At 70.8% G+C, this 25,382-nt stretch carries 29 protein-coding genes and 1 pseudogene; 26 read left to right on the forward strand and 4 right to left on the reverse strand.

Annotation, left to right across the window (positions count from 1 at the left end; all coding sequences use genetic code 11):
- Positions 1 to 27 precede the first annotated feature (27 nt).
- The 11 genes and pseudogenes from BS73_RS00940 to BS73_RS00995 all read left to right on the forward strand — a co-directional run bounded on the left by BS73_RS00940 (position 28) and on the right by BS73_RS00995 (position 10,384).
- The gene (locus BS73_RS00940; RefSeq protein WP_037568527.1) at positions 28 to 1,278 is read left to right on the forward strand and encodes an acyl-CoA dehydrogenase family protein; all 1,251 of its coding nucleotides are present in this window, start codon (positions 28 to 30) and stop codon (positions 1,276 to 1,278) included.
- Positions 1,275 to 2,051 (forward strand): SDR family oxidoreductase, encoded by a 777-nt coding sequence (locus BS73_RS00945; RefSeq protein ID WP_037568529.1) that lies wholly within the window; start codon positions 1,275 to 1,277, stop codon positions 2,049 to 2,051. The genes BS73_RS00940 and BS73_RS00945 overlap by 4 nt, the downstream gene beginning before the upstream one ends.
- Positions 2,048 to 2,848: an SDR family NAD(P)-dependent oxidoreductase gene (locus tag BS73_RS00950; protein ID WP_037568531.1), complete on the forward strand. Its 801-nt coding sequence runs from the start codon at positions 2,048 to 2,050 to the stop codon at positions 2,846 to 2,848. The genes BS73_RS00945 and BS73_RS00950 overlap by 4 nt, the downstream gene beginning before the upstream one ends.
- Positions 2,845 to 3,657 carry an enoyl-CoA hydratase/isomerase family protein gene (locus BS73_RS00955; RefSeq protein ID WP_037568533.1) on the forward strand — a complete coding sequence of 271 codons (813 nt, stop codon included), beginning with the start codon at positions 2,845 to 2,847 and terminating at the stop codon, positions 3,655 to 3,657. The genes BS73_RS00950 and BS73_RS00955 overlap by 4 nt, the downstream gene beginning before the upstream one ends.
- Positions 3,658 to 3,666: 9 nt before the next feature.
- A pseudogene (locus BS73_RS00960) lies at positions 3,667 to 4,815 on the forward strand (acetyl-CoA C-acetyltransferase).
- Positions 4,816 to 4,904: 89 nt separating this feature from the next.
- Positions 4,905 to 5,528, forward strand: coding sequence for a TetR/AcrR family transcriptional regulator (locus tag BS73_RS00965; RefSeq protein ID WP_235215227.1), 624 nt, complete (start codon positions 4,905 to 4,907; stop codon positions 5,526 to 5,528).
- A gap of 156 nt (positions 5,529 to 5,684) precedes the next feature.
- A complete protein-coding gene (locus tag BS73_RS39070) occupies positions 5,685 to 6,434 on the forward strand; it encodes a nuclear transport factor 2-like protein (RefSeq protein ID WP_235215228.1) in 750 nt (249 codons plus the stop codon).
- Positions 6,435 to 6,463: 29 nt separating this feature from the next.
- Positions 6,464 to 6,784, forward strand: coding sequence for an EthD family reductase (locus BS73_RS00980; protein ID WP_037568536.1), 321 nt, complete (start codon positions 6,464 to 6,466; stop codon positions 6,782 to 6,784).
- Positions 6,785 to 6,869: 85 nt separating this feature from the next.
- Positions 6,870 to 8,381 carry a class I adenylate-forming enzyme family protein gene (locus BS73_RS00985; protein ID WP_037568538.1) on the forward strand — a complete coding sequence of 504 codons (1,512 nt, stop codon included), beginning with the start codon at positions 6,870 to 6,872 and terminating at the stop codon, positions 8,379 to 8,381.
- A gap of 11 nt (positions 8,382 to 8,392) precedes the next feature.
- Entirely contained in the window at positions 8,393 to 9,445 is a 1,053-nt protein-coding gene (locus BS73_RS00990; RefSeq protein WP_037568540.1) for an MBL fold metallo-hydrolase, read from the forward strand.
- 159 nt (positions 9,446 to 9,604) lie between these two features.
- Complete coding sequence (locus tag BS73_RS00995; RefSeq protein WP_037568542.1) at positions 9,605 to 10,384, forward strand: SDR family NAD(P)-dependent oxidoreductase; 780 nt, start codon at positions 9,605 to 9,607, stop codon at positions 10,382 to 10,384.
- Positions 10,385 to 11,459: 1,075 nt separating this feature from the next.
- Here BS73_RS00995 and BS73_RS01005 read toward each other — a convergent pair.
- Positions 11,460 to 11,753, reverse strand: coding sequence for a hypothetical protein (locus BS73_RS01005; RefSeq protein WP_037568545.1), 294 nt, complete (start codon positions 11,751 to 11,753; stop codon positions 11,460 to 11,462).
- A gap of 834 nt (positions 11,754 to 12,587) precedes the next feature.
- Between BS73_RS01005 and BS73_RS01010 the strand changes: the two genes are divergently transcribed.
- Positions 12,588 to 13,148: an HDIG domain-containing metalloprotein gene (locus BS73_RS01010; protein ID WP_037569381.1), complete on the forward strand. Its 561-nt coding sequence runs from the start codon at positions 12,588 to 12,590 to the stop codon at positions 13,146 to 13,148.
- Here the strand turns inward: BS73_RS01010 and BS73_RS01015 are convergent.
- Entirely contained in the window at positions 13,136 to 13,606 is a 471-nt protein-coding gene (locus BS73_RS01015) for an NUDIX hydrolase (protein WP_037568547.1), read from the reverse strand. The genes BS73_RS01010 and BS73_RS01015 overlap by 13 nt on opposite strands.
- Before the next feature lie 24 nt (positions 13,607 to 13,630).
- Entirely contained in the window at positions 13,631 to 14,368 is a 738-nt protein-coding gene (locus tag BS73_RS01020; RefSeq protein ID WP_037568549.1) for a phospholipase D-like domain-containing protein, read from the reverse strand.
- Between the two features lie 155 nt (positions 14,369 to 14,523).
- Between BS73_RS01020 and BS73_RS01025 the strand changes: the two genes are divergently transcribed.
- The 13 genes from BS73_RS01025 to BS73_RS01085 all read left to right on the forward strand — a co-directional run bounded on the left by BS73_RS01025 (position 14,524) and on the right by BS73_RS01085 (position 21,842).
- The gene (locus BS73_RS01025; protein WP_037568551.1) at positions 14,524 to 14,871 is read left to right on the forward strand and encodes an SCO3933 family regulatory protein; all 348 of its coding nucleotides are present in this window, start codon (positions 14,524 to 14,526) and stop codon (positions 14,869 to 14,871) included.
- Positions 14,872 to 14,876: 5 nt separating this feature from the next.
- Positions 14,877 to 16,262: an FtsK/SpoIIIE domain-containing protein gene (locus BS73_RS01030; protein ID WP_037568553.1), complete on the forward strand. Its 1,386-nt coding sequence runs from the start codon at positions 14,877 to 14,879 to the stop codon at positions 16,260 to 16,262.
- Positions 16,263 to 16,356: 94 nt separating this feature from the next.
- Positions 16,357 to 16,566 (forward strand): hypothetical protein, encoded by a 210-nt coding sequence (locus tag BS73_RS01035; protein ID WP_037568555.1) that lies wholly within the window; start codon positions 16,357 to 16,359, stop codon positions 16,564 to 16,566.
- A 246-nt stretch (positions 16,567 to 16,812) separates the two neighbouring features.
- Entirely contained in the window at positions 16,813 to 17,025 is a 213-nt protein-coding gene (locus tag BS73_RS01040; RefSeq protein ID WP_037568557.1) for a hypothetical protein, read from the forward strand.
- A 3-nt stretch (positions 17,026 to 17,028) separates the two neighbouring features.
- Entirely contained in the window at positions 17,029 to 17,715 is a 687-nt protein-coding gene (locus tag BS73_RS01045; RefSeq protein ID WP_037568559.1) for a DUF2637 domain-containing protein, read from the forward strand.
- Positions 17,716 to 17,730: 15 nt separating this feature from the next.
- Complete coding sequence (locus BS73_RS01050; protein WP_037568560.1) at positions 17,731 to 17,919, forward strand: hypothetical protein; 189 nt, start codon at positions 17,731 to 17,733, stop codon at positions 17,917 to 17,919.
- A gap of 20 nt (positions 17,920 to 17,939) precedes the next feature.
- Entirely contained in the window at positions 17,940 to 18,266 is a 327-nt protein-coding gene (locus BS73_RS35725; RefSeq protein WP_037568562.1) for a hypothetical protein, read from the forward strand.
- Between the two features lie 5 nt (positions 18,267 to 18,271).
- Positions 18,272 to 18,559, forward strand: a complete 288-nt coding sequence (locus tag BS73_RS01060; RefSeq protein ID WP_037568564.1) for a DUF4031 domain-containing protein — start codon at positions 18,272 to 18,274, stop codon at positions 18,557 to 18,559.
- Positions 18,560 to 18,653: 94 nt separating this feature from the next.
- Complete coding sequence (locus BS73_RS01065) at positions 18,654 to 18,839, forward strand: hypothetical protein (protein WP_037568566.1); 186 nt, start codon at positions 18,654 to 18,656, stop codon at positions 18,837 to 18,839.
- 6 nt (positions 18,840 to 18,845) lie between these two features.
- The gene (locus BS73_RS01070; protein ID WP_037568568.1) at positions 18,846 to 19,025 is read left to right on the forward strand and encodes a hypothetical protein; all 180 of its coding nucleotides are present in this window, start codon (positions 18,846 to 18,848) and stop codon (positions 19,023 to 19,025) included.
- Positions 19,022 to 20,395, forward strand: a complete 1,374-nt coding sequence (gene repSA / locus BS73_RS01075; protein WP_037568570.1) for a replication initiator protein RepSA — start codon at positions 19,022 to 19,024, stop codon at positions 20,393 to 20,395. Before BS73_RS01070 ends, repSA begins: the two co-directional genes overlap by 4 nt.
- Positions 20,386 to 20,604 carry a helix-turn-helix transcriptional regulator gene (locus BS73_RS01080; protein WP_037568572.1) on the forward strand — a complete coding sequence of 73 codons (219 nt, stop codon included), beginning with the start codon at positions 20,386 to 20,388 and terminating at the stop codon, positions 20,602 to 20,604. The genes repSA and BS73_RS01080 overlap by 10 nt, the downstream gene beginning before the upstream one ends.
- On the forward strand, positions 20,604 to 21,842 hold the full coding sequence (locus tag BS73_RS01085; RefSeq protein WP_037568575.1) for a tyrosine-type recombinase/integrase: 1,239 nt from the start codon (positions 20,604 to 20,606) through the stop codon (positions 21,840 to 21,842). The genes BS73_RS01080 and BS73_RS01085 overlap by 1 nt, the downstream gene beginning before the upstream one ends.
- A gap of 133 nt (positions 21,843 to 21,975) precedes the next feature.
- On the opposite strand, the gene BS73_RS01090 is transcribed toward BS73_RS01085, so the two are convergent.
- The gene (locus BS73_RS01090; RefSeq protein WP_037569383.1) at positions 21,976 to 23,391 is read right to left on the reverse strand and encodes a sugar porter family MFS transporter; all 1,416 of its coding nucleotides are present in this window, start codon (positions 23,389 to 23,391) and stop codon (positions 21,976 to 21,978) included.
- A gap of 417 nt (positions 23,392 to 23,808) precedes the next feature.
- On the opposite strand from BS73_RS01090, the gene BS73_RS01095 reads away from it, so the two are divergent.
- Positions 23,809 to 25,266 (forward strand): aminotransferase class I/II-fold pyridoxal phosphate-dependent enzyme, encoded by a 1,458-nt coding sequence (locus BS73_RS01095; protein ID WP_037569385.1) that lies wholly within the window; start codon positions 23,809 to 23,811, stop codon positions 25,264 to 25,266.
- Positions 25,267 to 25,382: the final 116 nt, after the last annotated feature.

A 25,382-nucleotide genomic window follows, 5' to 3' on the forward strand; every position in this document is an offset into this window, starting at 1 on the left:
GCCGAGGCACCAGCAGGAGAGGTAATCGTGGATTTCGGACTATCCCCACGGGCGAGCGAACTCCGGGGACGCATCAGGGCGTTCATGGACGAGCGGGTCATCCCGGCCGAAGCGGTCTACGACCGGCAGATCGCCGCGGCGGCGGACCCGCACGCGCTGCCGCCGGTGATGACCGAGCTCAAGGAGCAGGCGCGGGCCGAGGGCCTGTGGAACCTCTTCATGACACACGGCGACTGGGGCGCGGGGCTCAGCAACCTCGAATACGCCCCATTGGCCGAGGAGATGGGCCGCTCCATCATCGGCAACGAGGTCTTCAACTGCTCGGCGCCGGACACCGGGAACATGGAGCTGCTCGCCCTCTTCGGCACCAGGGCCCAGCAGGAGCGCTGGCTGAAGCCGCTGCTGACCGCCGGGATCCGTTCCTGCTTCGCGATGACGGAGCCGGAGGTGGCCAGCTCCGACGCCCGCAACATCCGTACCCGGATCGCCCGGGACGGCGGCGACTACGTGGTCAATGGCCGCAAGTGGTACACCTCCGGGATCCTCGACCCGGACTGCCGGCTGATCATCGTGATGGGCAAGACCGACCCGGACGCGCCCACCTACCGGCAGCAGAGCATGCTCCTCGTCCCCCGGGACACCCCCGGCGTCACCGTCGTCCGCGATCTGCCGATGTTCGGCTACACCGACCGCTGCGGCCACGGCGAGGTGCTCTTCGAGGACGTCCGGGTGCCGGCGGAGAACATCCTCGGCGGCGAGGGGGAGGGATTCGCCCTGGCGCAGGGGCGGTTGGGCCCGGGTCGGATGCACTACGCGATGCGCGCGGTCGGCTTCGCCGAGCGGGCCCTGCGGCTGATGTGCGAGCGGGTCACCGAGCGCACCGCCTTCGGCGGGCCGCTGGCCGAGCGCGGGGTGGTGCGGGAGTGGATCGCCCGCAGCCGGATCGAGATCGAGCAGCTGCGCCTGCTGGTGCTCAAGTCCTCCTGGCTGATGGACACCAGGGGCAACGCGGCCGCCCGGATGGAGGTGGCCGCGATCAAGGTGGCCGCGCTGGAGGTGGCCCACCGGGTGGTGGACAGGGCCGTCCAGGCCTTCGGCGCGGCGGGCGTCAGCGACGACACCGTACTGGCCCGGCTCTACGCGATCACCCGGGCGCTGCGGATCGCCGACGGCCCGGACGAGGTGCATCTGCGCACGGTCGCCCGCCAGGAGCTGGCCCCGTACAAGAAGGCGGAAGACGAGAAGGCGGGGGCCGAGAAGGCGGGAGCAGAGGCATGAGCAGCGACATCCTGGCGGGGAGGACCGCCCTGATCACCGGCGGGTCCCGGGGCATCGGCCTCGGCATCGCCACCGCGTACCGGGCGGCCGGAGCGAATGTGGTGATCGCCGCGCGCAAGGCGGCCGGGCTCGCCGAGGCGCGCGAGGAACTGCTGCGCACCAAGGGCGACGGCGACGTGCTGACCGTGGTCGCCAACGCCGGCGAGCCGGACCAGGCCGAGGCCTGCACCGCCGAGGCGATGGACCGCTTCGGACGGATCGACGTCCTGGTCAACAACGCGGCCACCAACCCCTACAACGGCGACCTCCTCGACCTGGACCTGCCGCGGGCGGAGAAGACCGTCCGGGTCAACCAGTACGGGATGATCGCCTGGACCCGCTGCGCCTGGCGGGCCTGGATGGCCGAGCACGGGGGAGCGGTGGTCAACATCGCCAGCGTGGGCGGGCTGATCGTCGACCCGCATATCGGCTACTACAACGCGACCAAGGCGGCCATGCTGCACATGACCCGCCAACTCGCGTACGAGCTGGGCCCGAAAGCCCGGGTCAACGCGATCGCCCCCGGCCTGATCAAGACCGAGCTGGCCCGGGCGGTCTGGGAGGTGCGCGAGCCGATCCTCACCGAGAAGCTTCCGCTGCGCCGCCTCGGGACGGTGGAGGACGTGGCGAACGCCGCGCTCTTCCTGGCCTCTGACGCCTCGTCATGGATGACCGGGCAGGCGCTGGTGCTGGACGGCGGAGCCACCGCGCTGCCGATCGGGGTCGAGGGATGACCGCCGCCGACGCGGTCGGTACCGCCGCCGAGCTCTTCTCCCTGGCCGGCCGGACCGCCGTGGTCACCGGCGCCTCGGCCGGTCTCGGCGCCCGCTTCGCCACCGTGCTGGCGCGGGCCGGCGCCACCGTCTTCGCGGCGGCCCGGCGGATCGACCGGCTCAAGGAGCTGGCCGACACCCATTCCCTGATCCACCCGGTCGCCTGCGACGTGTCCGTCGAGGCCGACCGGGTGCGGTTGGCGGAGACCGCGCTGGAGGCGACCGGCCGGATCGACGTCCTGGTCAACAACGCGGCCGTGCCGGGCGAGACGCGCGCCCAGGACGAGACCGCGGAGGCCTTCGCCGGAGTGCTCGGGGTCAACCTCACGGCGCCGTTCCACCTGGCCCGGCTGGTCGCCGAGGCCGCGGAGGCCGCGGAGGCCGCCGCGCCGACGGCGGGCGTCAGCATCGTCAACATCTCCTCCATCCTCGGCCTGGTCTCCGCCGCCCCCCTCGGCGGTGCCGCGTACTCGGCTTCCAAGGCCGGGCTGATCGGGCTCACCCGCGAGCTGGCCGGACAGTGGGGCCGCCGCGGGGTCCGGGTCAACGCGCTGGCGCCGGGGTGGTTCCGCACCGAGATGACCGAGGGACTCTTCTCCGACGAGCGCTCCAGCGGTTGGGTGGAGCGCAACTCCATGCTGCGCCGCGGCGGCGGCGCCCATGAACTGGACGGCGCCCTGCTCTTCCTGGCCTCGGACGCCTCCTCCTACTGCACCGGACAGGTGCTGACCGTCGACGGCGGCTGGACGGCCCGATGAGCGTCCGCACCGAGCTCCGCCAGGACGGGTTGGTGCGGATCACCCTCACCCGGCCCGAGGCAGGCAACGCCATCGGTCTGGAGACCGCCCGCGGACTGCTGGACGCGGCCCGCGCCTGCGTCCGCGAGCCCGTCCGAGCGGTGCTCCTCACCGCCGAGGGCAGGTCCTTCTGCGTCGGCGGCGATCTGCGGGAGTTCGCCCGCTACCAGGGCCCGGAACTGGAGCGGCACCTGATCGAGGTGACCGATGCGCTGCACAAGGCCCTGCGTCTCCTCGCCGCGCTGGACGCCCCGCTGGTCGCCGCCGTGCAGGGCGCCGTCGCGGGCGCGGGGATCGGTCTGGCCGCCGCCGCGGACTTGACCCTGGCCGCCGAGGACGCCACGTTCACCGCCGCGTACACCGCCATCGGCTACTCCCCGGACGCCGGGGTGAGCTGGTTCCTGCCCCGGCTGCTGGGCCCCAAGCGGGCGCTGGAGCTGCTGCTGACGAACCGTAGGCTCAGCGCCGCCGAGGCCGCCGGGCTCGGGCTGGTCAGCCGGACCGTTCCCGTCGGCGAGCTATCGGCCGAGGCCGAGCGCACCGCCGAAGCCCTGCGCGGTGGACCGACGGCCGCCTTCGGCGCCACCCGCCGGCTCGTGGCCGCCGGGCTGGACTCCGAGCTCGGCCCGCACCTCGACCGCGAGGCCCGCGCGCTGGCCGTCGCGGCCTCGGGCAGGGAGGGACGCGAGGGGGTCGCCGCCTTCCTCGGCAAGCGCGCACCTCGATTCACCCCCCTGACAGGGGAGTTCAGCGTCCCCGCCGACATGTAGGAGAGCACCGTGCCGCAAGCGTTCATCGTCGGAGCCGTCCGCAGCCCGGGCGGCCGCCGCAACGGCACGCTGAGCGCGGTCCACCCCGCCGACCTGGGCGCCCATGTGCTGCGGGCGCTGCTGGAGCGCACCGGTGTCGACCCCGGCGCGGTGGACGACGTCTACTTCGGCTGCGTCAGCCAGATCGGTGCGCAGACCGGCAACCTGGCCCGCACCGCCTGGCTCTCGGCAGGGCTGCCGGAGCATGTGCCCGGCACCACCATCGACCGCCAGTGCGGCTCCTCCCAGCAGGCGGTGCACTTCGCCGCCCAGGCGGTCGGCTCCGGCCACGCGGACCTGGTGGTCGCCGGCGGGGTGGAGGTGATGAGCCTGGTGCCGATCGGCAGTCCGATGACCTCGGGCGAGTAGGCCGGGTTCGGTTCCCCGTACGCGGGGGAGGGCTGGCGGGAGCGGTTCGGGGAGCAGGAGATCTCCCAGTTCCGTGGTGCCCAGCTGATCGCCGGGAAGTGGGGCGTCTCGCGTGGGGAGATGGAGGCCTTCGCTCTCTCCAGCCACCGCCGTGCGCTGGTCGCCCAGACCGACGGGGCCTTCCGGGAGGAGATCGTGCCGTCCTTCGGCCTGGAGGCGGACGAGGGGCCGCGAGCCGACGCCAGCCTGGAGAAGATGGCCGGGCTCCGGGCCCTCATCGAGGGCGGGCGGTTGACCGCCGCCGTCTCCAGCCAGATCTCGGACGGCTCCGCCGCCCTGCTGGTCGCCTCGGAGGCGGCGGTGCGCCGGCATGGGCTGACCCCGCTGGCCCGGGTGCACAGCACGGCCGAGGTCGGCTCCGATCCGGTGCCGATGCTCTCCGGGCCGATCCCGGCCACCGAGAAGGTGCTGGCCAGGGCCGGTCTGACGATCCCTGACATCGATCTCGTGGAGGTCAACGAGGCCTTCGCGCCGGTCGTGCTGGCCCGGCAGCGGGAAATCGCCGCGGACCCCGCGCGGGTCAACGCCTTCGGCGGGGCGATCGCCCTGGGCCATCCGCTCGGCGCCACCGGCGCCTGGCTGATGACCACCCTCGTCCACCAGCGGCGCAGGACCGGCGCCCGCTACGGGCTGCAGACGATGTGCGAGGGCGGAGGGATGGCCAACGCGACGATCATCGAGCGTGGCTGATCCCCGCGAGTGATTGGCAACTGAGTTCAACTTGAGGTTAGGCTCAGGCACGGACACGGCGGGCGCAGCAGATGGCCGGGAGAGGGATCATGCCACGGATCGTTGAACCAGAGGCGGGGCCGCGCTCCAAGCGCGCCGCCATCCTCGAGGCCGCCGTGGACTGCTTCGGCGACACCGGCTTCGAGGCCACCAAGTGGTCCACCGTGGCGGAGCGGGTCGGTATCGGCCAGACCGCGCTCTACCACTACTTCGAGTCCAAGACGCACTGCCTGCTCACCATCATGCGGCTCGAACTCCAGCGCTCGCACGACAAGTTCACCGAGGCCACGGCGGAGGTCGAGGACCCGGTCGAGGCCCTGCGGGCGGCCGTCCGCGCGGCCTACGACGTCTCCGAGCAGGAGGTACTGCAGATGCGCATCCTGCAGAACCACATGGACCTGCTCGCCGGCCCGCGCAAGTCCAAGCGCGAGGAGGCCGAGCGGATCGCGGCCCGCCAGCTGGTCCAGCTGGTCGAGCGGGACTGGACCAACCTGATCGTCCGGGGGATGTCCCAGGGGGCGTTCCCGCTGCGCGACGCCCAGCTGCTCGGGGTGAGCGTGCTCGGGCTGATCGTCGGGGTCTGGCGCTGGTACCGGCCGTCCGGGCCGACCCCGCTCTCCGAGATCAGCGAGCTGATCGAGGGCGCCTGCGTGCGGATGGTCGCCGGCAGCTGACGCCGTCTGCTCCCAAGGCCCCTGGTGGATCTCCGCCGGGGGCCTTAGCGTCGTTTCGGCGGGGGAGAGAAGTCGTGACGGGCCCTTGCCAGTGGTGTTGACCGCGGATTACCATTCAAACTGAATTGAATTTAACTCAGGTTGAGGGGCAGGCACATGTCGCTGCGCGCCTATCTGGCCAGCATGGACGCCTCGGATCCGGAGCAGACGCTGGAACTGCTCGAACCCGACTTCCGCTTCTTCATCTCCGTTCCCGGCAGGGAGCACTCCGGCTCCTCCCGGACGGACTTCGCCGCGTACATCGCCGGGCGCAATCCGGTGGACAGAAGGCACCGCGTGCTCCGACACAGCCGGGACGGCGACGTCGAGACGGTGTACGGGGTGGTGACCGAGGCCGGGAAGTACTCCGGCTCGTTCCAGTCCTCCGCGGTGGTCGCCCCCAGTGGGCGGCTCGCCCGCTACCAGTCCTTCTTCACCACCTCTTTCGAGCTCGTGGACTGGGACGGAGGGCAGGGCGCCGACAGCCGCCCCGGGCCGGAACCCGAGACCGCGCCCTTTCTCGGCGCTTGGTTCGCGATCCTCGACAGCGACGAGCCGGACCGGATCCTCGATCTGATCAGTGACGACTTCTCGCTCTCCATCCTGTTCTCCACCGGGGACGGCGGTGCCACCGACTTCGCCGGCGGCCGCGAGGCGCTGGTCGGCTACCTCAAGCAGCGGGAGCGGGGCACCCGGACCCACCACCGGCTGTCGGCGACGACCCTCGGCCGGGACGAGGTCTTCCTCGGCGAGGTCCGGCGCTCGGGAGTCCCCGAGGCGAGCTTCGTCGCCGCCGGCCGGATCGACGGGGAGGGCAGGCTGCAGCGGCTGCTGATCGGCCGCTCCTCGGAGATCCGCTTCAGCTGACCGTCACTCGGCCCCCAGAGAGGACCATCATGTACAACCTCGTCCTGCTGGCCGCACGCCCCCCGGAGTGGAGCCACCAGCGCTTCATCGACTGGTGGCGCAACGACCACGCCGAGCTGACTCGGCGGCTCCCCGGGTTGCGCTCCTGGCGGCACACCGAGATCGACGCCGCGCTGGAGCAGCGCTCAGAGGGCTGGGACGGGCTCTCGGTGCTCGGCTTCGACTCCCCGGAGGACCTGAGGAAGGCGCTGGCCAGCGCGGAGTGGGCGGAGGCCGTCGCCCAGGTCGGCGACATGAAGGGCAGGCGGATCGCCGTGATGGGCCACGAGGCGGAGCTCTTCCCGACCTGATCGCACTGCCCCGGCCAATGCCACGAACCATCCGCAAGTCAGCACGGTACGTACGGAGTTCGACCACAGCGCAGCGAGGAAGCAGATGCGACAGGTAGCGCGGGAGTTCCAGCGGAGAGCGGGCGAGGGCGACTTCGTCGCAGTGATCGACGACGCCGGCGGCCATACCGCCCGCGGTCTGCTGGAGGAGGCAGCCCGTCTGGTGTGGGCGGTGTCCGCGGATGACGAGGGGGCGTCCGGAGCCACCCTCATGGTCCAGGCCGACAACTCCTGGCGGACCGTGGCGGCCAGCCTGGCCGCCGGACTCTGCGGCGGCGTCCTGGCCGTGGTCAACCGGCACACCACCCGCCTCGAGTTCGCCGCCGCCTGGGAGGACATCCGGCCCGACGCGGTGGTGGCCGAGCCCTCGGCGATCGAGGAGTGGAGGGTGCGCGAGCTGCTGGCGGGCGCCCCGGAGCGGCGCGTGCTCGACGGCTGGGCCTGCCTGGCGGCCGATGGTCCGTACGAGGTCTCCCGCTGGTCCGGCGGCGCCCTGATCGGCCTCACCTCCGGCTCGACCGGTCGCCCCAAGGGCGTGGTCCAGTCAGAACGGTCCCTGCGCTACGCCTGCTCCAGCACGATCGAGATCAACGGCCTGGGCCGCGGGGACGCGGTCGCCGCCATCGTGCCGCTCTCCTCGACCGCGGCCTACTGCTTCGGGGTCTACCTCTCCCTGTTGCTCGGCGGGCCGCTGGTGCTGCAGGGCAGGTGGGACCGGGCCGGGGCGCTCCGACGCATGGCCGAGGCCGAGGTCCGCTGGACCATGTGCGTGCCCACCATGGCGCTGCAGATGGGTGCGGAGGCGGCGGGCAGCGGGGTGCTCTCCGGGGTCAGGTCGATCACGGTGGGCGGAGGGCCGATGGACCGGGGCGCGCTGGCGCGGGCCGAGCGCTCGCTCGGGACCACGATCCTCCGGGTCTTCGGCATGTCCGAATGCCTCGGCCACACCTCGCCCCGACCGGACGAGCCCGAGGAGATCCGGCTCGGCCGGGACGGCCGCCCCTTCCCCGGGACGGATGTCCGCGCGCTGACCGCCGACGGCCAGGTGGCGCCGCCGGGTACGGTCGGACGGGCGCAGGTGCGCGGGCCCTCGCTCTTCCTCGGGTACGCCCGCGAGGGCCGGGTCGACCCGGCGGTCCTGACCTCGGACGGCTACCTCTCCACCGGCGACCTGCTGACCAGCCATGGGGACGGCACCGTGACGATCATGGGCCGGGAGAAGGACGTCATCATCCGAGGCGGCCGCAACATCGACATCACCGAGATCGAGCGCGCGGTCGCTCGCTGCCCGCGGGTCGCGCGGGCCTGCGTGGCAGCCGTCCCGGACGAGGTACTGGGCGAGCGGGTGGCGCTGCTGGTCGTCACCGAGGACGGCCGCGACATCGACCTGGCCGAGATCACCGGGCATCTGGAGAAGCTCGGTCTCTCCAAGGGCAAATGGCCCGAGTTCGTCTACCAGGTAGGGGAGTTGCCGCAGACCAAGGTCGGCAAGCTGGACCGGGCCGGCGCCCGCGAACTGGCCGTCGCACTGCGCGCCCGTACCTCTGAGCCGGCCTGAGAGGCGGGACCATGGCGGAGCAGATCGCTCGACTCGACCAAGGGGCGTGGGCCGCGCCCGGGGTGGTGGAGACCGTACACCCGGGGGTGCACAGGGTCCCGCTGCCGTTGCCCGACGACGGCCTGCACGCCGTCAACGTCTATCTGTTGGAGGGCCTCGCCGAGGACGGCAGGCTCGTCATGATCGACGGCGGCTGGGCCGTTCCCGAGGCGCGCGAGGCGCTGGAGGCGGGCCTCGCCGGAATCGGCCGCGAGCTGGGGGAGATCAGCCACATCCTGGTCACCCACATCCACCGCGACCACTACACCCACGCCGTGGAACTGCGCCGACTGCTGGGTTCCCGGGTTTATCTGGGGGCGGGCGAGCGGCCGGGGCTGGAGCTGCTGCACCAGCTCGGCAGCGACGAGCCGGCCGGCTCGCTGGACGTTCTGCGCAGGGCGGGTGCCGACGAACTGGCCGACCGGATCGGGAAGATGGACCACGGGGGCTACGACCCGGAGGTGTGGGAGGCGCCGGACCGCTGGCTCGGGGCGGGGAACGTCGGCTTCGGAGCGGGCGAGCTGAAGGTGGTGCCGACCCCCGGTCACACCAAGGGACATGTGGTCTTCCTGGACGAGCGGCGCGGGCTGCTCTTCGCCGGCGACCACGTACTGCCGCACATCACCCCGTCCATCGGCTTCGAACTGGCCGAGGCCGGCGGCCGGCCGCTCGCCGACTACCTGGACTCACTGCGCCTCATGACCCGTTACGCCGACACCCGGCTGCTGCCCGCGCACGGCCCGGTCGCCGACAGCGCGCACACCCGGGTCGCCGAACTGCTAGCCCACCACGACGACCGGTTGGCCAGGAGCCTGGCCGCGCTGGGCGATGAGGCCCTGGACGCGCACGCGGTGGCGCGGCGGTTGGCCTGGACGCGGCGGGCGGTGCCCTTCGGCGAGCTCAGCGCCTTCAACCAGATGCTGGCGATCAACGAGACCGCGGCGCATCTGGACGTCCTCGTACTGGAGGGGCTGGCCACTGTGGCCCATGTGGTCGGCGTGGATCGGTACTGCCGGGTCCGCTGAGGGTCATCAGAACCAGATCGGGAGTCGAGTTGCCGACCAGCCTTGAGGTCGATGGAGCCGGCCGCGTACCGCTCGGCGAGCGCGCGAACGGGTCGGCTCGGCCGTGCCGGAGCTGCTGTGCTCGGGACTCGAACTGCTGGAGAAGACCAAGGAGGGCTCATGAGGGATCGGCTGTCCGGGCGGGTCGCGCTGGTGACCGGTGCCACCGGCGGTATCGGGGAGGCAGTGGTGCGACGGCTGGCGGCCGAGGGCGCCGCGGTGGCGGTGACCGACCTGAACGCCGGACGTTGCGAGGCACTGGCGAAGGAACTCGCGGACGGCGGCGGTGCCGCGCAGGCGATCGGCCTGGCGCTGGACGTCGCCGACGAGCGGGCCTGGCGCGCGGCCGTGGACCGGGTGGTGGCCGAACTGGGCGGCCTGACCATACTGGTGAACAACGCCGGCATCGCTGAGACGCGGACAGTGGAGACGGAGACCCGGGAATCCTGGGACGAGGTCATCGCCGTCACCCAGACCGGGGTGTGGCTCGGGATGAAGTACGGTGGCCCGGCGATCGAGCGCTCGGCGGGGAAGGTCGAGGGCGGCGGCTCAATAGTCAACATCGCCTCGATCTTCGGCACGGTCGGCGGCTTCGGCAGCCAGTTCTCCTACCACGCGGCGAAGGGCGCCGTGCGGCTGATGACGAAGAACGCCGCACTGCACTGGGCACAGCGTGGGGTCCGGGTCAACTCGATCCACCCGGGATTCATCGAGACAGCCCACTCGCGCCGGCTGTGGCGGGGCACCCCCCGGCACTCCGCGATGGTCGAGGGCACCCCGATGGGCAGACTGGGCACCCCAGAGGAGGTCGCGGGAGCGGTGGCCTTTCTCGCGTCATCGGACGCGAGCTTTGCGACGGGCTCCGAGCTCTACGTCGACGGAGGCTGGACGGCTCGCTGAGCTCTCGCAGCAGCAGGCCCGCGCGGGCGTAGGAGCCCGGACCGGATGAGCGGCGGCCCGGAGAACGGAGTGCCGGCCATGCTTGAGGTCTGCACCGTTCCCCCTCCCCGGCAGGTCGCGATCCACATAGCCGACGGGCCGCCGGAAGCGTCAGCAATGGGTGGGCAAGAGGCCCCGGGAGACTGCAATGGTTGCCAGAAGAATCCATCCCAACCAATGCAGGCTTCACGGGGCCTGAGCTGCGGAAAACGCTGGTATGCGCTAGCCCATCTCCTCCAGTGCCTTGCCCTTCGTCTCCTTGACGAAGAAGTGATACCTGCGGTTTCTGGCCTGCGTCTTCGTGGTCGCTTAACGCGTTGACCAGCGGAGGAGAAGTCAGCGGCTGTCACCATTCGTCAACGCTGATCCACCTTGCACGGCCCAGAGACGGCCCGAGTGCCCCCGACGAGATCACTCTCGGCGACCGGTTTCCCAACGCGCGGGATCCGGTCCCCACCCTGTTGAGTCAGTCCGTATGATTGGTTTTCCTACCACCCGCTGCGCCCAGCTTCGGGAGCACACCATCGCGTGTGCGTGAGCATCCTTTGATCTCGGGTGGACTTCGCTAGGGCGGCTTTGTGCTGCCCGGAGGTTCACCACGTGTTGACGTCGTTGCTGCTTCTGGTTGGATGCTTGGGCCTGTTCGCTTGGCGCATAGCCCCCCTCGGGCGTGAACTGAGTCGGCTGCTCATCGGCAGGAAGGCACTGTCCAAGTGCCGGCAGGCTGACATCCCCGCGGTCATCGAAGCGCTCGGGTTCGAGAGTCGTTCGCCCTGGGCTGGCAAGCGCACCGATAGGCTGTAAATCTGTCGGCTTACGCCTACGCAGGTTTGAACCCTGCACCCGCCACAGCAAGGCCAAGGGCCCTTGACCAGCACAAAAGGTCAAGGGCCCTTGGTATGTCGATCGTCCGTGAGTGGCCGTGGCTTTCCGTGAATTACCGCCCGTTGGGGCACGCGGGGGGCACGCCGAGACGTCGACCTCTTAGGTGGTCCGGTTCGAGCCTGATGGATACGAGAGCCGGATGCGGGTGCGGCTACACGTGATTCTTGAGCCAGTCATTCCCCGAGGGCTTCAGGCCGGCGGACGCCCAGTCCATGCCCGTGACCTCCATGACGAGCAGCTTGTCATCCTGGTCGATGTGCTGCTTGAGCTTGTCGCGGATGGCGCCCGCGGCCTGAGTGCTCTGGATGAACCACGTGGAGTCCAGGTTGTGCCACCACCGCCCGCCCGAAAGGCTCTTGATCGCCTCGTGGAGGGACGTGTAGTTCTGACCGGGCTGGTCCAGGTCGTAGCCGATCATGTGCGTCTTGTACGGCAAGGTGCTCATCTCCTTCTGGGACGAGCACCCCGATGGACGCAGGCTTGGGTAAGTCCACGTCTCGCAGTAGGGTCGCAGGGCGGTAGCAACGCACTGGCCCCCGCCGGGGTGCTCGATCTCAACTCGAAGCCCCGGTGTGGGGCCTTCGTCTTCGAACGGAAAAAGTAGAGCACCACGTATGGCCCATGGGCAAATCCCTAACCACAACATGTGGTACGTGTACATCCGCATGGGCACAACATCTTGTGATCGCCTCTGACGTGGCGTCAAATCTTTCAGTCTAGCGGGCTGTTCCGACAATCGGCCCTGAGCTGGGCGAATGCCGCACCTTCCGCCGTCTGCCATCCCGTCTGCCGTCGACCCACACGCAGTGGTATCGGGCGTGGCCTTCCCGGTCCAGATGGAGCGCGCCACTGTACGAACGATCTGGACCGGGAAGGCCACGGCTGATACGGCTTGTCCTGGGTCGTCGGCAGGCGGGATGGCAGACACCCCACCCCTGACCACTGATCGACGGTCACGTGTGCACGATCTTGGCCATCCTGGAGCCGGAGATCCCCGCCGGAGGCATCCCAATCGCCGGCCCGCGGGGTCGGGCTCTACCTTCATGCCCTCGGGCCTATCCAGCGGGCGGGCGTAGGCCGGCGGCGCGCCGAGCGGGCCGAAGGCAGGAGCGCGGGCGCGCCAAGAGGCCGTGAGCCCGCCCGGCGGAGCGTAGCGACGCCGGGTGCCTTGATGAAGCAGAGAAACTCTAATCCAACCGGTTGAGGAGCCTCCGCTCATCGAGAGCTTGACTGATCCTGGCCTGGGCCGTTGTGCAACGGATGGCTTACGGTGGACCGCATGTCCTCTGACCTGGATGCGCCGAGCGCTGCGGCTGAACTCGCCGAGTCGTTGTTGCCCCCGCTCGGAGACCGCTGGTTGCACACGCAGGCTGTGGCACGGCGTGCACAGGAGATCGCAACTGCGGTACCTAAGGAAGATCGGGACCTGCTGGTGTCGGCGGCCTGGCTACATGATCTGGGCTACGCGGCCGAGCTACGGCGGACAGGCTTCCATCCCCTCGATGGCGCGCGGCATCTGGAGTCGCTCGGTGCCCCTGAGCGCCTGGTCCGCCTCGTGGCCCATCATTCAGGAGCCGAGTACGAGGCTGCACAACGCGGATTGACGGCTGAGCTGGCAGCGTACGCGCGTGAGGATGGGCCGGTCCTCGATGCGTTGATCTGGGCAGATATGACGACGGGGCCGGCCGGCCAGTCATTCGACTTCGACCAGAGGATGGACGAGATCCTGACACGGTACGAGCCGGGGAGCGAGGTGCACACCGCCATCTCGAAGGCTCGTCCCTATCTCGGTGCTGCGATCGCTCGCGCGCAAGAGCGGATGTTGCCTCAGCCGATGTAGGGGTGGTCCCGCCTGGTCAGGCCGTGTTCGATGCGCAGTCGCATGGACGGATGGATGTTGAGCTGGTCCAGCTTGTCCGGGTGGACGAACGCTACTTCCTTCGTCTCGCTGCTCGTGCGCAGTTGACCACCGGTTACCCGGGTGGTGAAGCAGATCGAGAACTGCTGACGGACCTCGCCGTCGTCGTACTTCATGACGTGGTGGGGGTTCGTGTAGATCCCCACGAGACCGGTGACCTCGACGTCGATGCCGGTCTCTTCCTTCGTCTCACGTACCGCAGCATCCGGCGCGGACTCGCCTACGTCGATGCCACCCCCGGGCAGTGCCCACAGGTCGTTGTCGGTCTTGTGGACGAGAAGGAGTTCTCCCGCCTCGTTGCATGCAATCGCGGTGACCGAGGGAACGATGCTGTTCGCAGCCGGGGCGTTCGGGTCGTTGAAGTAGTCGATGCGAGCCATGGTGCAAGCCTCGCACGATCGCGTCTAAGCGGGCACGGGTACAGCCTGCTCCCAAACGAGGTCGACGCTCTTCATGTAGTGCCGGAAGGTTCGACCGCCGGGCACGTAGCGGAGGTGCATCACGGGGTTCTGACCGGCCGGCGCACCAAAGACGTGCGGGTTGACCAACACGTCGTCGTCGAACCGGTAGATCGAGTTGTACAGCGGAGTGGTGTGCTGTCTGATCTCTACGCCCGGGGTCTCCGCCGCCGGCCGCAGGTACCTCAGGCTGAGTCGTGCTCGGGCGGCAAGGTCCTCCCCGATCCCTTCCTCTTCGCCCCGCTGGGCCACAGCTTCTGAGGTCGGGTCGCCAAGCAGGATCCGGACCTGGGCGCCGGCCGCGGCCTTGTCTGCGAGTTGCTCGGCCAGGTCGGGGTGGCTGTCGAACAGGAAGAGCCCTGCGTAGACGAGGATATCGATCTGGCTCACCGCGTTGTCGATCAGGGATGACCAGAGGGCGGCAGGCACTGCTCCGCGGTGCGGGTAGAAGGTCACGAGCTCTGCACCGCTCGTGGTGTTGGTCTCGGTGTCCACCGCAGGCCAGAGGTAGAGCTCGTCCACTCCAAGCAACTGGGCGGTCTTCCAGCGGTGCGTGCGATGAGGCGTTCGGTCCTTGGTGATCCAGCGTTCGACCGTCTTCGGGTCCACCGTGACGTGATCGGCTACGGATTGGATGGTCTGGCCCTTGGCAGAGATCGTCGCGCGCAGTCGCTCATTCGGCATCGGTGCCTCCCGGGACGCAGGGGACGTTTTGACGGTACATCAGACGTCCCTAAACGTCCATGGCGGCCGTGATAGGTCCAAGGCCCTAGGCGGTTCCCTTGTTCTGTCGGGATCACTCGACATCAACTTCCCCTAGCAACAAGGGAGTAGACGGGATGCCGTCCTTCAAGATCGACACCACTACGGCCGTTGTCTTCGTGGCGGTTCCGCCGGCGCCGAAGGTTGCCAACCGGCAGACCGGAGAGATCGCAACCGACCGGGAGACCGGCGCCAAGCTGATGACCCTTGGCCTGACCGTGGCCGATGAGGGAGAGGCTAACCTGCTGACCGTTTCCGTTCCGGAGACCGGGATCGCGGGGGAGCTTCAGCCGGGGATGCCGGTGATGGTCACCGGCCTGCGGGCGCGGGACTGGGAGAACGAGTTCAACGGGCAGAAGCGGCACGGGATCTCCTTCCGCGCCGTCGCGGTGACCGCGCAGTCCGCGGTGAACGGGAAGGCCTGATCGCCGTGTCCGAACTGGCCTCACTGCTGGAGGTGGCCGGCCCGCTGGCTGCGGGTGGCGCGGGTGCGGCCTACGCCAAGGTCAAGGTGCCCCGGGCGCATTGGGCCGCGATCGGCCTGCCGGTCACGCTGGGTCGGATCATGCACTCCTACGCGGAGGACATGGAGGCCTGCGGGCTGACGGTGGAACCGCCGCTGTGGAAGGCCATGGCCGCGCGGATGGGTGGCGACATGCGCCAGCTCAAGCCGGCCCCGCCGCGCATCACCCGGGTCACGCCCACTACCACCGGGCTGCGGGTCCGGCTGCGGCTGCGTCCGGGGCAGTCCCCCGCGGACGTGACGGAGGCGGCCGAGCGGCTTCAGCACGCCTGGTCCGTGCACGCGGTGCGGGTGGTCGAGCTGGCCCCGCGGACCGTGGAACTGCGCCTGACGGGCTTCGACCTGCTGCGCCGGGTGCACCTGCCGGCCCGCCAGGTGGCCAAGGTGTCGGGCCTGCTGCGGGTGCCGGTGGCGCTGTGCGAGGACGGCTCGATCTACGTGCGCGACTTCCGCAAGCGGCCCAACGGGCTCACGGTCGGCGCGCTGGGCACCGGCAAATCCATGTACGGGCGCAACCTCGTGGTGGGTCTGGCTCCGCAACCGGTGGCCCTGGTGGGCATCGACTGCAAGCGCGGGGTGGAACAGGGGCCCTTCGCACCCCGGCTCTCCGCCCTGGCCACCGATCCGGATACCGCGTTGGACCTGCTGCGGGTGCTGGTCGGCGAGGTGATGGAGGAGCGCTACGACCTGATCTGCGCGCAGAACAGCATCTCCGGGCGGGTGGACAAGGAAGACATCACCTCCGACATCTGGTCACTGCCCGAGGAGATCCGCCCGGCCCCGGTGGTGATGGTGATCGATGAGATCGCCGAACTGTTCCTCGCCGGCTCCAAGGCGGAGGAGGCCCGGCGGATGGAGCTGGTGACCCTGTTGATCCGCTATGCCCAACTCGCCCGCGCGGCGGGGATGTTCATCGAGGTGATGGGGCAGCGCTTCAGCTCGGAGTTGGGCAAGGGCGCGACCATGCTGCGCGCGCAGTTGACCAACCGGATCGCGCACCGGGTCAACGACCTGGGCACGGCGGGGATGACGTTCGGCGAGATCGCCCCGCAGGCCGTGATGTCCGCCGTGGGCATTAAGGCCGATCGGCCCGGCACCGCGGTCGCCGGGGACACCTCCGGGGCCTGGTCGCGTATCCGCACCCCGGAGTTGAAGCTGGCCGATGCCGCCGCCGCGTGCGCCCGATACGCGCACCTGGTCCCGGAGCTGCCCGCCCTGGCCCCCTTCCGCCCGATCACCGGCATCCCCGCGACGCCGGAGGAGATCGCTGACGGCACGCCCGCCGTCGTCTAAGGACCAGCGCCCCCCACGGTCGGCGTGACCGCCTCACGCCACGTCCCTACCCCGCCCATGCCTGGTGCCGGGGCCAGATCGAAGGAGGAATGCCATGTTCGGCCGCCACACCTACGACCCCACCGATGAGGAGTGGGACAACGACTGCCGGCGCTGGGAGCAGATCGAGCAGATCCGCGAGCTGGACAACCTGCCCGACCGCTTCCACAGCGTCGTCAAGGGCGCCTTGAACACCGAGGAGCGCCAGAGCCGGCGCGGCAAGTACCCGCCCAAGGGCCACAGCTACCCGAGCAAGAGCCGGTGAAGGCCATGGCGCCCCGCCAACGCCGCACTGCCCCGGCCCCCGAGCCACCTGCATGCACCGCGTGCAAGGGCACGGGCGCTGTCGCCAAGTCCGTCCGGGTCGGCCGCCGGCAACGCGTCGTCGGCGCGCAGGAAGGCATCTGTCTGCGCTGCTGGGGCACCGGCACCGAACCCACCGAGTAACCCACCCGCCGGCCCGGGCCACAGCACCAACCACCCGGGCCGGCCTCGAGAAGGGAGAGGAACGATGGAGCCCGAGTACCTGGCAGAGGATGACCCGCGCCGCGACGACGCGAATCGGCTCGGTGTCTTGTACGAGACCCTGCACCACGAGCTGTATGACGGCGCCGTCGGGGGACGGTTCGCTTCGGTCCTGCACAGCGCGTTCGAGGCGGAGTTCATCGCCCGCGGTCACGGCGCCTACCCGCCGGCCGGCCACGGCTACCCGCGGCAGGACTGAGCCATGCGCCGCAACCTACTCCCACGCCTGGACCTGGTGCTGGTGCAGGCCGTGATCGCCGGGGCACTGTCCTTCGCCCACCTGCACGACATCGCCGACGCAGCCGGCCAGCACGGCTGGAAAGGCTGGGCCTACCCCGTCAGCGTGGACCTGCTCCTGGTCGCCGCATGGCGCCGACTGCGGACCCTGCGCCGGTCGGGGGCCCCGGCCCGGGCCGCCTGGGTGTGGTTCGCCGTGGCGCTGACCGCCTCGCTCGGGGCCAACGTGGCAACCGCCGGACTGCTCGACTTGGGCCACGTTCCGGCGCTGCTGCGGATCGTGGTCGCCGGCTGGCCCGCCGTCGCCTTCCTCGGCGGCACTCTCCTCGCGCACGCCACCCCGGCGCCGACCGTGAGCGAGCCGACCGAGCACAGCCCGCAGAGCCCGGCCGGTGAACAGGGCTCGGTCTACCTCGACCGCTCCCCCGAACCTGCCGCGGCACCGGAGGACGGCCCGGCCGAACTGCCCGCCCCCGAACCTGAGCCGCCGGCCGCGCCCGTGGCCGTGCCACCGGCGCTGGTGGACCACGCCCGCAAGCTCACCGCCGCCCACCGGGCCCGCACCGGCACCGAGCTGCCGATCGAAGCCCTGCGCTCCGCTCTGGGCGTCCCGCCGGCCATGGCCGACGCGATCGCCGCCCAACTGACCTGAAAGGACTGACCCGCTGTGAGCGTGCACCTTCCGCTGATTTTTGTCCTGGGAGCGCTCGCCTTCGCGTTCATCAAGTTCCACCGGGTGCGCTGGTGGGGCGTGATCGCCCTGGTCCTGTTCGGCTTCCTGCTCGCACACACCTTCCTCGGCCCCGCCATCAACGACGGGACCAATTCCGGAACACAAATCGTCAACGGCCACTGAACCCGAAGGGAGCACCACCGATGATCCGCCCGAAGTACCCCGAGCCCGTGTACGTCATCACCCAACCCACCCCGCCGGCCCCGAACGCGGCCCCGGTCGCCCCGTGCTCGTGCGGGCACCAGACCCCGGCCGCACCGCAGTACCAGGCCCCGGCGCCGGCGCAGACCGGCCGTCCGATCGGCCTGTACCTCGCCGTGGGCGTCGGGGCCGTCGCCGGCACGGTCGCGCTCGCCATCGCGGTGACCGCGCTGTTCCTGGCCATCGCTGTGACCGCCATCTCGGTCACCGTGGCCGCGGTCGTCCTGCGCTCCCTGCTCGCCGACTACCAGCGCGACCACCGGCGGTGAGAGTCGTGACGGTCTACGTGGACGAGATCACCGACTATGGCGCCATTGCCCGGGCCGTTGGCCTGCGCACCACCAAGTGGGCGCACCTGACCGCCGACACCCGCGAGGAACTGCACGCCTTCGCCGCCCGGATCGGACTGCGCCGCGCTTGGTTCCAGCACGCCCACGACTACCGGTGGCACTACGACGTGACCCCCAGCAAGCGCGCCGCCGCCCTACGTGCGGGCGCCCAGAGCATCGACCGCGCCGGACTGGCCGCGCTCATGGCCCGCCGCCGCGCCGCTCAAGCGTGACTTCGCCCCGGGGCGACCGCCATCCCGGCCAAGGAACACCCGGCCGCCCCGGGCCCTCGATCCCGCACCAAGACGACACCGAGAGGACCCCATCATGCCCGCCACCACCCCGGCCCGTGTCTGCGGACACTGCGACGGTCACCCGACCGTGGCCATCAGCACCGGCCCCCGCCGCCCGGACGGCACCCTGCCCACCCTGCGGGTGACCTGCCCGGTCTGCCACGGCACCGGCACCACCACCCCGAACCGGTCGGCCGCGCTGGCCGGCGCCCGGAGGTGACCCGCGGTGTCCCTCCTGAACTGGCGCGACCACTCCCACTGGAACGAGAGGGAAGCGGACTGCGTGCTGTGCGCGAACCCGACCCACCTGCGCTCCGACCGCGGACGGCCCGTCCACAAGGTCTGTGCCGAGCAGTGGACCGACGCCCACACCCCGAGTGACGAGAAGAAGGGAGAGCGCCGGTGACCCTGCCGGCCCTGGATGAGGCCACCCTCGCCGACCTGGTGAAGGTGGCCTCCGCCCCCAACCATGAACGCTGGCTCCGGCAGATCCGCGCAACCGGCGGATGCTCTGCCCCGATCCGGCTGCGCGGCTGGTCCAAGATCCTCGACCGCACCACACGGCAAGTTCTGCACAGCTACGCCACCGACACCGAACCCGGCGGGGTACTCCGGCTGGCCTGCGGCAACCGCCGCGCCTCGCGCTGCCCCTCCTGCGCCGCCACCTACGCCGCGGACACCTACCACCTGGTGCGGGCCGGCCTGGTCGGCGACAACACCAAAGGCGTGCGAGCGGAAGTGCGGGATCACCCGCGGGTGTTCGCCACCTTCACCGCCCCCTCGTTCGGGCCAGTGCACAACCGTCCCGTTAGCGGGCGCTGCCGTTGCGGACGCCAGCACGCCGAAGACGCTGTTGAGTTGGGCACGCCGCTGGATCCGGACCGCTACGACTACCCCGGGGCGGTGCTGTGGAATAACCACGCTGGCGACCTGTGGAACCGCTTCACGGTCCAACTCGGCCGCAGCATCGCTGAGCGCGTCGGCCTGCCCCGCTCCCGGCTGCGCGAGCACCTGCGGATCTCCTACGCCAAGGTCGCCGAGTTCCAGCGCCGCGGGGCCGTCCACTTCCACGCGATCATCCGACTAGACGGGCCAGAGGGCACCGACGATCCGCCGCCGGCCTGGGCCACCCCGGAGCTGCTGACCGAGGCGATCCTCACGGCCGCGCCCCGGGCGCACATCACCATCCCCGGCACCGCCGACCAGCCGGGCACGCTCGCGCGCTGGGGCCGGCAGCTCGACATCCGGCCCGTGCGGGCCTTCGGCGACGGCTCCGAGCTCACCGAACAGGCCGTGGCCTCCTACGTCGCCAAATACGCCACCAAGGCGGCCGAGACCACCGGCACCGTGGACCGCCCGATCGGCAACCGGGAAGCACTTGACCTGCTCAAGGTGCCCGCACACGCCCGCCGACTGATCGAAACCTGCCTCGACCTGGATGCCGCCTACCCCGGGCGCCGCCTGGGGGCCTGGGCCCACATGCTCGGCTTCCGCGGGCACTTCGCCTCCAAGTCTCGCCGCTACTCCGTCACCCTCACCTCGATCCGGGACGAACGAGCTGCCTACCGGGCCGCAGAGCAGCGGGCCGCACTCGGACTGCCCGACCCCGACGAGGACGACACCACGCTCACGCTCGCCCACTGGATCTACGCCGGACAGGGGCTCAGCCCGGGGGAGTCGGTGTTCGCCGCGACGGTCGCGCGGGAGCGGGAGTTCGGACGAGAGATCAGAGCACAACTACGAGCCGACCAAGAGGAGGAGAAGGCATGGCTGTGACCTCAGCGGAGCTTCCCACCCGCTACCTCACTGCGGAGGAGGTTGCCGAACTGCTCGGGGACATTCCTGTCCAGACGCTGTACCAGTGGCGTCGCAAGCGCACCGGACCGCCGGCCTTCCGAGTCGGCCGTCACCTACGGTACGACCCTGCCGACCTGCAACAGTGGATCGCCGGTCTCAAGGCCGCAGACACGGGCGAGGTGGCCTGATGGCCGGACACGTCCAAGATCGCTGGTACAAGACCGAGACCGGGCCGGACGGCAAACCGCGGCGAGTGAAGACCGACCGCTACGGCACCGGCATGCGCTACCGCGCGCGCTATGTCGGGCCGGATGGGACGGAGAAGAGCCAGTCATTCCCGGACCGCAAGAAGCGGGAGGCGGACGCCTGGTTGGTGAAGATCGCGGCTGACATGGAAAGCGGTCGGTACGTCGATCCGCGGAGCGGGCGTGTGACGTTCCGTCAGTACGCGGAGCAGTGGATGGCGGCGCAGACCACGGATAAGAAGACGCAGGCCAACATCGCGTCGCAGATGCGGCGGCACGTGATCCCGTACCTCGGCCCGCGCTCCATGGCTGCCTTCACCCCGACCCACATCCGAGAGTGGCTGACCGAGTTGGAGAAGGTGCTGCCGGCTTCGTCCTACCGGCGGATCATCTTCGGGAACGTCTCGGGCATCTTCGCTGCCGCGATGGATGACGGGCTACGCACGTCGAATCCGTGTCGGGCCAAGTCGGTGAAGGCGCCGAGTCCTGCGCCCGCTCGGGTGAAGCCGTGGACACCGGAGCGGACGTTCGCCATGCGGGCTGCCTTGCCGGAGCGGTACCGCGCGATGATCGATGTGGGCGGCGGTTGCGGTCTTCGACAAGGTGAGATCTTCGGCTTGCCGGTGGACGAAATCGCCTTAGACGCGGGGTGGTTGCACGTCGGGGTGCAGGTCAAGATGGTGCCCGGGGTCGGGCAGGTCTTCGCGCCGCCGAAGCGGGGCAAGGAGCGTGATGTACCGCTCTCGGACAGCGTGGCTGCGGCGCTCAAGCTGCACATGGCGGTGTTCCCGCCGGTGGATGTCACGCTTCCTTGGGAGCGTGCTGGTGGAGCGCTGATTACCAAGCGGCTGCTCTTCACGCGGTCGTGCGGTGATGCGCTCTGGCGCAGCGACTTCAACGGGTACGTATGGAAGCCGGCTCTGGCTGCGGCTGGCGTCATCCCGTCCCGGGAGAAGGGGAAGCGCTACGCCGCGGCGCGCGAGCATGGCATGCACGCGCTGCGGCACTTCTACGCTTCGGTGCTGCTCGATGCCGGCGAGAACGTCAAGGCGTTGAGTCAGTACCTCGGGCACAGTGACCCCGGGCTCACGCTCCGGGTGTACGCGCACCTGATGCCGAGTAGCGAGGGGCGGGCGCGCTCGGCGATGGATCGGCTCTATCGGAAGGTCGCCGGAAGCTGAGACGGCCCAGAGACGGCCCAGAGGGGGAAACGCCGGAGGGGCGAGCAGTGGACTGCTGCTCGCCCCTCCGGCGGTGTTGGTGCGCGGAGCGGTTCTGAGCTGGGGGAACGATCCCGGCGTCGACCGCTCCGGCTCAGCCCATCTCCTCCAGTGCCTTGCCCTTCGTCTCCTTGACGAAGAAGTAGACGAAGGGGATGGAGAGGAGGGCGAAGCAGGCGTAGATGACGTACGTCGCCGAGAGGTTCCAGTCCGACATGGTCGGGAAGGACTCGGTGATCGCCCAGTTGGCGATCCACTGGGCGCAGGCCGCGACCGACAGGGCCAGGGCCCGGATGTGGTTGGGGAACATCTCGCCGAGCAGCACCCAGACCACCACGCCCCAGGAGAAGGCGAAGCAGAGGACGAAGATGTGCGCGGCGACCAGCGCCAGCGTGGCCCAGCCGCTGCTGAGCGAGGCGTTGCTGCCGCTGCCGGTCCGCTGGGCGAAGGCCACCGCGGCCAGGGCCAGCGACACCGCCATGCCGGCCGAGCCGACCAGCGCCAGGGGCCGCCGTCCGACCCGGTCGACCAGCACCATCGCGATCACCGTACCGATGATGTTGACCAGTGAGGTGGAGACGCTGATCAGCAGCGAGTTGCTGGCGTTGATGCCGACCGACTGCCAGAGGAAGGAGGAGTAGTAGAAGATCACGTTGATGCCGACGAACTGCTGGAAGACAGAGGCGCCGATACCGATCCAGACGATCGGGATGAAGCCGGCCCTTCCACCCCATAGGTCCTTGAGGCTGGGCTTGTACTCGGTCGCCAGCACGTTGCGGATCTCGGTGATGCGGGCGTCCAGGTTGGTGCCGGTCGGCTCGACGTCGGCGAGGACGCGGCGGGCCCGGTCCTCGTGGCCCGAGGCGATGAGGAACCGCGGCGACTCCGGGATCATGAAGGACATCAGCCCGTAGATGATGGCCGGAATGGTCTCGATGCCGAGCATCCACTGCCAGGCCTGGATGCCGGCGATGTGGTCGTTGGGATTGCCGCCCGCGCCCTGGTTCACCGCGTAGTTGACGAGCTGTGAGATGAAGATCCCGAGGACGATCGCGCCCTGCTGGAAGGATGCCAGCCGGCCGCGGTAGGCCGGCGGGGAGACCTCCGCGATGTAGGCGGGCGCGACCACCGAGGCGATACCGATGGCGATGCCGCCGACCACGCGCCAGAGCGCCAGCACGGCGTCGTTGGGCGGGAACATCGAGCCGACGCCGCTGATGGCGAAGAGGATCGCGGCGATCTGCATCACCCGGATCCGGCCCAGCCGGTCGGAGAGCCAGCCGGCGATGAGCGCGCCGAGTGCGGAGCCGAGCAGCGCCGAGGCGACGATGGTGGCGGTGGTTCCGCTGCCGACATTGAAGTGCTTCTGGATGCCGGTGACCGCGCCGTTGATGACGGAACTGTCGTACCCGAAGAGGAAACCGCCCATCGCGGCCGCCGCCGCGATGAAGACGACATGCCCGAGGCTGCCCTCTGCGGTGTGCTGCGGGGTGGGATTGGTCCTGGACAGGGGAGGCTCCCGGGTTGTGGCGGACGGGATCGCGGACCCGGATGGATCTTCGCCGGGTCCTGGCCCCAGGCTAGGGAGGCGGACCCCGTTCCGCCGGTCAGCGACGGGAGGTGATGACCCGTCAGAGTGAGCGCTGCGCCCGGGCGGGGGACGGCGGGTGGCCGGGACCGGCGCTCGGGGTACGGGGCGGGGCGAGAAGCCGGGGGAGGGGTGCCCGACCGTCCGCCGGCCGCGGTCCGCCCCTCCGTCCACCGCTCCCCGCTGCTACTGGTTGTACTAGTGCAACCGTGCGGCCGTGAGAGGATGGCGCCCGTGCGGAACGAGCCGAGTGAGCCGAACGGGCCGAGTGAGCCGAACAGGCCGAACGAGCCGAGCGAGCGCGGGGGCCAGGCCGGCCCCGCCGGCGCCGGCACGCCGATCCGGGGCCGGCGGGCGGCCGACATCGCCGCCGACGTCGAGCGCGCGGTCGGCGCGGGGGAGCTGGCACCGGGCGCCGCGCTGCCGCCGCTGCGCGAGCTGGCCGGTGAGCTCGGCGTCAACCCCAACACCGTGGCCGCCGCCTACCGCCTGCTGCGCGACCGCGGTGTGATCGAGACCGCCGGGCGCCGGGGCACCCGGGTGCGGCCCAAGCCGGCGGTCACCTCGCGGGACGAGCCGGCGATGCCGGTCCCCGAGGGCGTCCGCGACCTCTCCACCGGGAACCCCGCCGTCGACCTGCTGCCGGATCCGGCCCCCGCGCTCGCCGCGGCGGCGGCCGCGCAGGCCGGGGCGCCGGTGCGGTACGGGGCGCCGGCCGCTGATCCGCGTCTGGTCCAGCTCGCCCGCGAGTCCTTCCGCGCCGACGGCATCCCGAACGCCGACTCGGCCGCCCGCGCGGACGCCCACCCGAACTCCCGCCCGGACGCGGGCTCCGAAGCGGGCCCCGACGCCGCCCCGGGCACGCCCCCCGGCGGCCCCAAGGGCCCGCCGATCGCGGTCGCCTCCGGCACCCTGGACGGGATCGAGCGGATCCTCGCCGCCCGGCTCCGCCCCGGCGACGCGGTCGCGGTCGAGGACCCCGGCTGGGCCAGCCTCCTCGACCTGCTGCCCGCCCTCGGCCTGCGCACCGTACCGGTCGCCGTGGACGACCAGGGGCCGCTGCCGGAGGCGGTCGGGCAGGCACTGGGCCCCGGGCGGGCCCGCGCGCTGATCGTCACCTCGCGGGCGCAGAACCCGACCAGCGCGGCGCTGAGCGCGGAGCGCGCGGAGGAGCTCCGCGCCCTGCTGAGGGAGCATCAGCGCTCCGGCGGCGAGCTGCTGCTGCTCGAGGACGACCACGGGCACGGGATCGTCGACCTGCCCTTCCACCCCCTCGCCTGGGCGCCGGGAGAGGACGGCGGCCCGCTCGTACGGCACTGGGCGGTGGCCCGCTCGGCGGCCAAGGCGCTCGGGCCCGACCTCCGGGTGGCGGTGATCACCGGGGACGCCGACACGGTGGAGCGGCTGCGCGGACGGCAGCGCCTCGGTCCTGGCTGGGTCAGCCACCTCCTCCAGCGCGCCACCGCCGAACTGTGGGCGGCCTCCGATCCGGCCGCCGTGGCCGCCGAGTACCGGCGGAGGGCGGCCGGACTGCTCGATCCGCTGGCCGCGGCGGGCGTGCGGGCGCACGGGCGGAGCGGGCTCAACGTCTGGATCCCGGTGGCGGACGAGACCCGGGCGGTGACCGGGCTGCTGCAGCGCGGCTGGGCGGTGGCGGCCGGGGCCCGTTTCCGGCTCTCCTCCGGTCCCGGCATCCGGGTCACCACGGCCGAACTCGCGGAGCCGGAGGCGGCCCGGCTGGCCGCGGACCTGGTGGCGGTGCTGACCGGCCGGGCGCCGGTAAGCCGCGGCGTCTGACCGGCCGGACCTCGGTGGGCCGCGGCGTCTGACCGGCCGGCCCCCGGCCCACCGGGGCCTGTGACCGGCCGGCCCCCGGTGGACCGGTGCCTGTGACCGGCCGGGCCTCGGCGTCT

The sequence above is a fragment of the Phaeacidiphilus oryzae TH49 genome (assembly GCF_000744815.1).
In the GTDB taxonomy this organism is placed as follows: Bacteria; Actinomycetota; Actinomycetes; order Streptomycetales; family Streptomycetaceae; genus Phaeacidiphilus; species Phaeacidiphilus oryzae.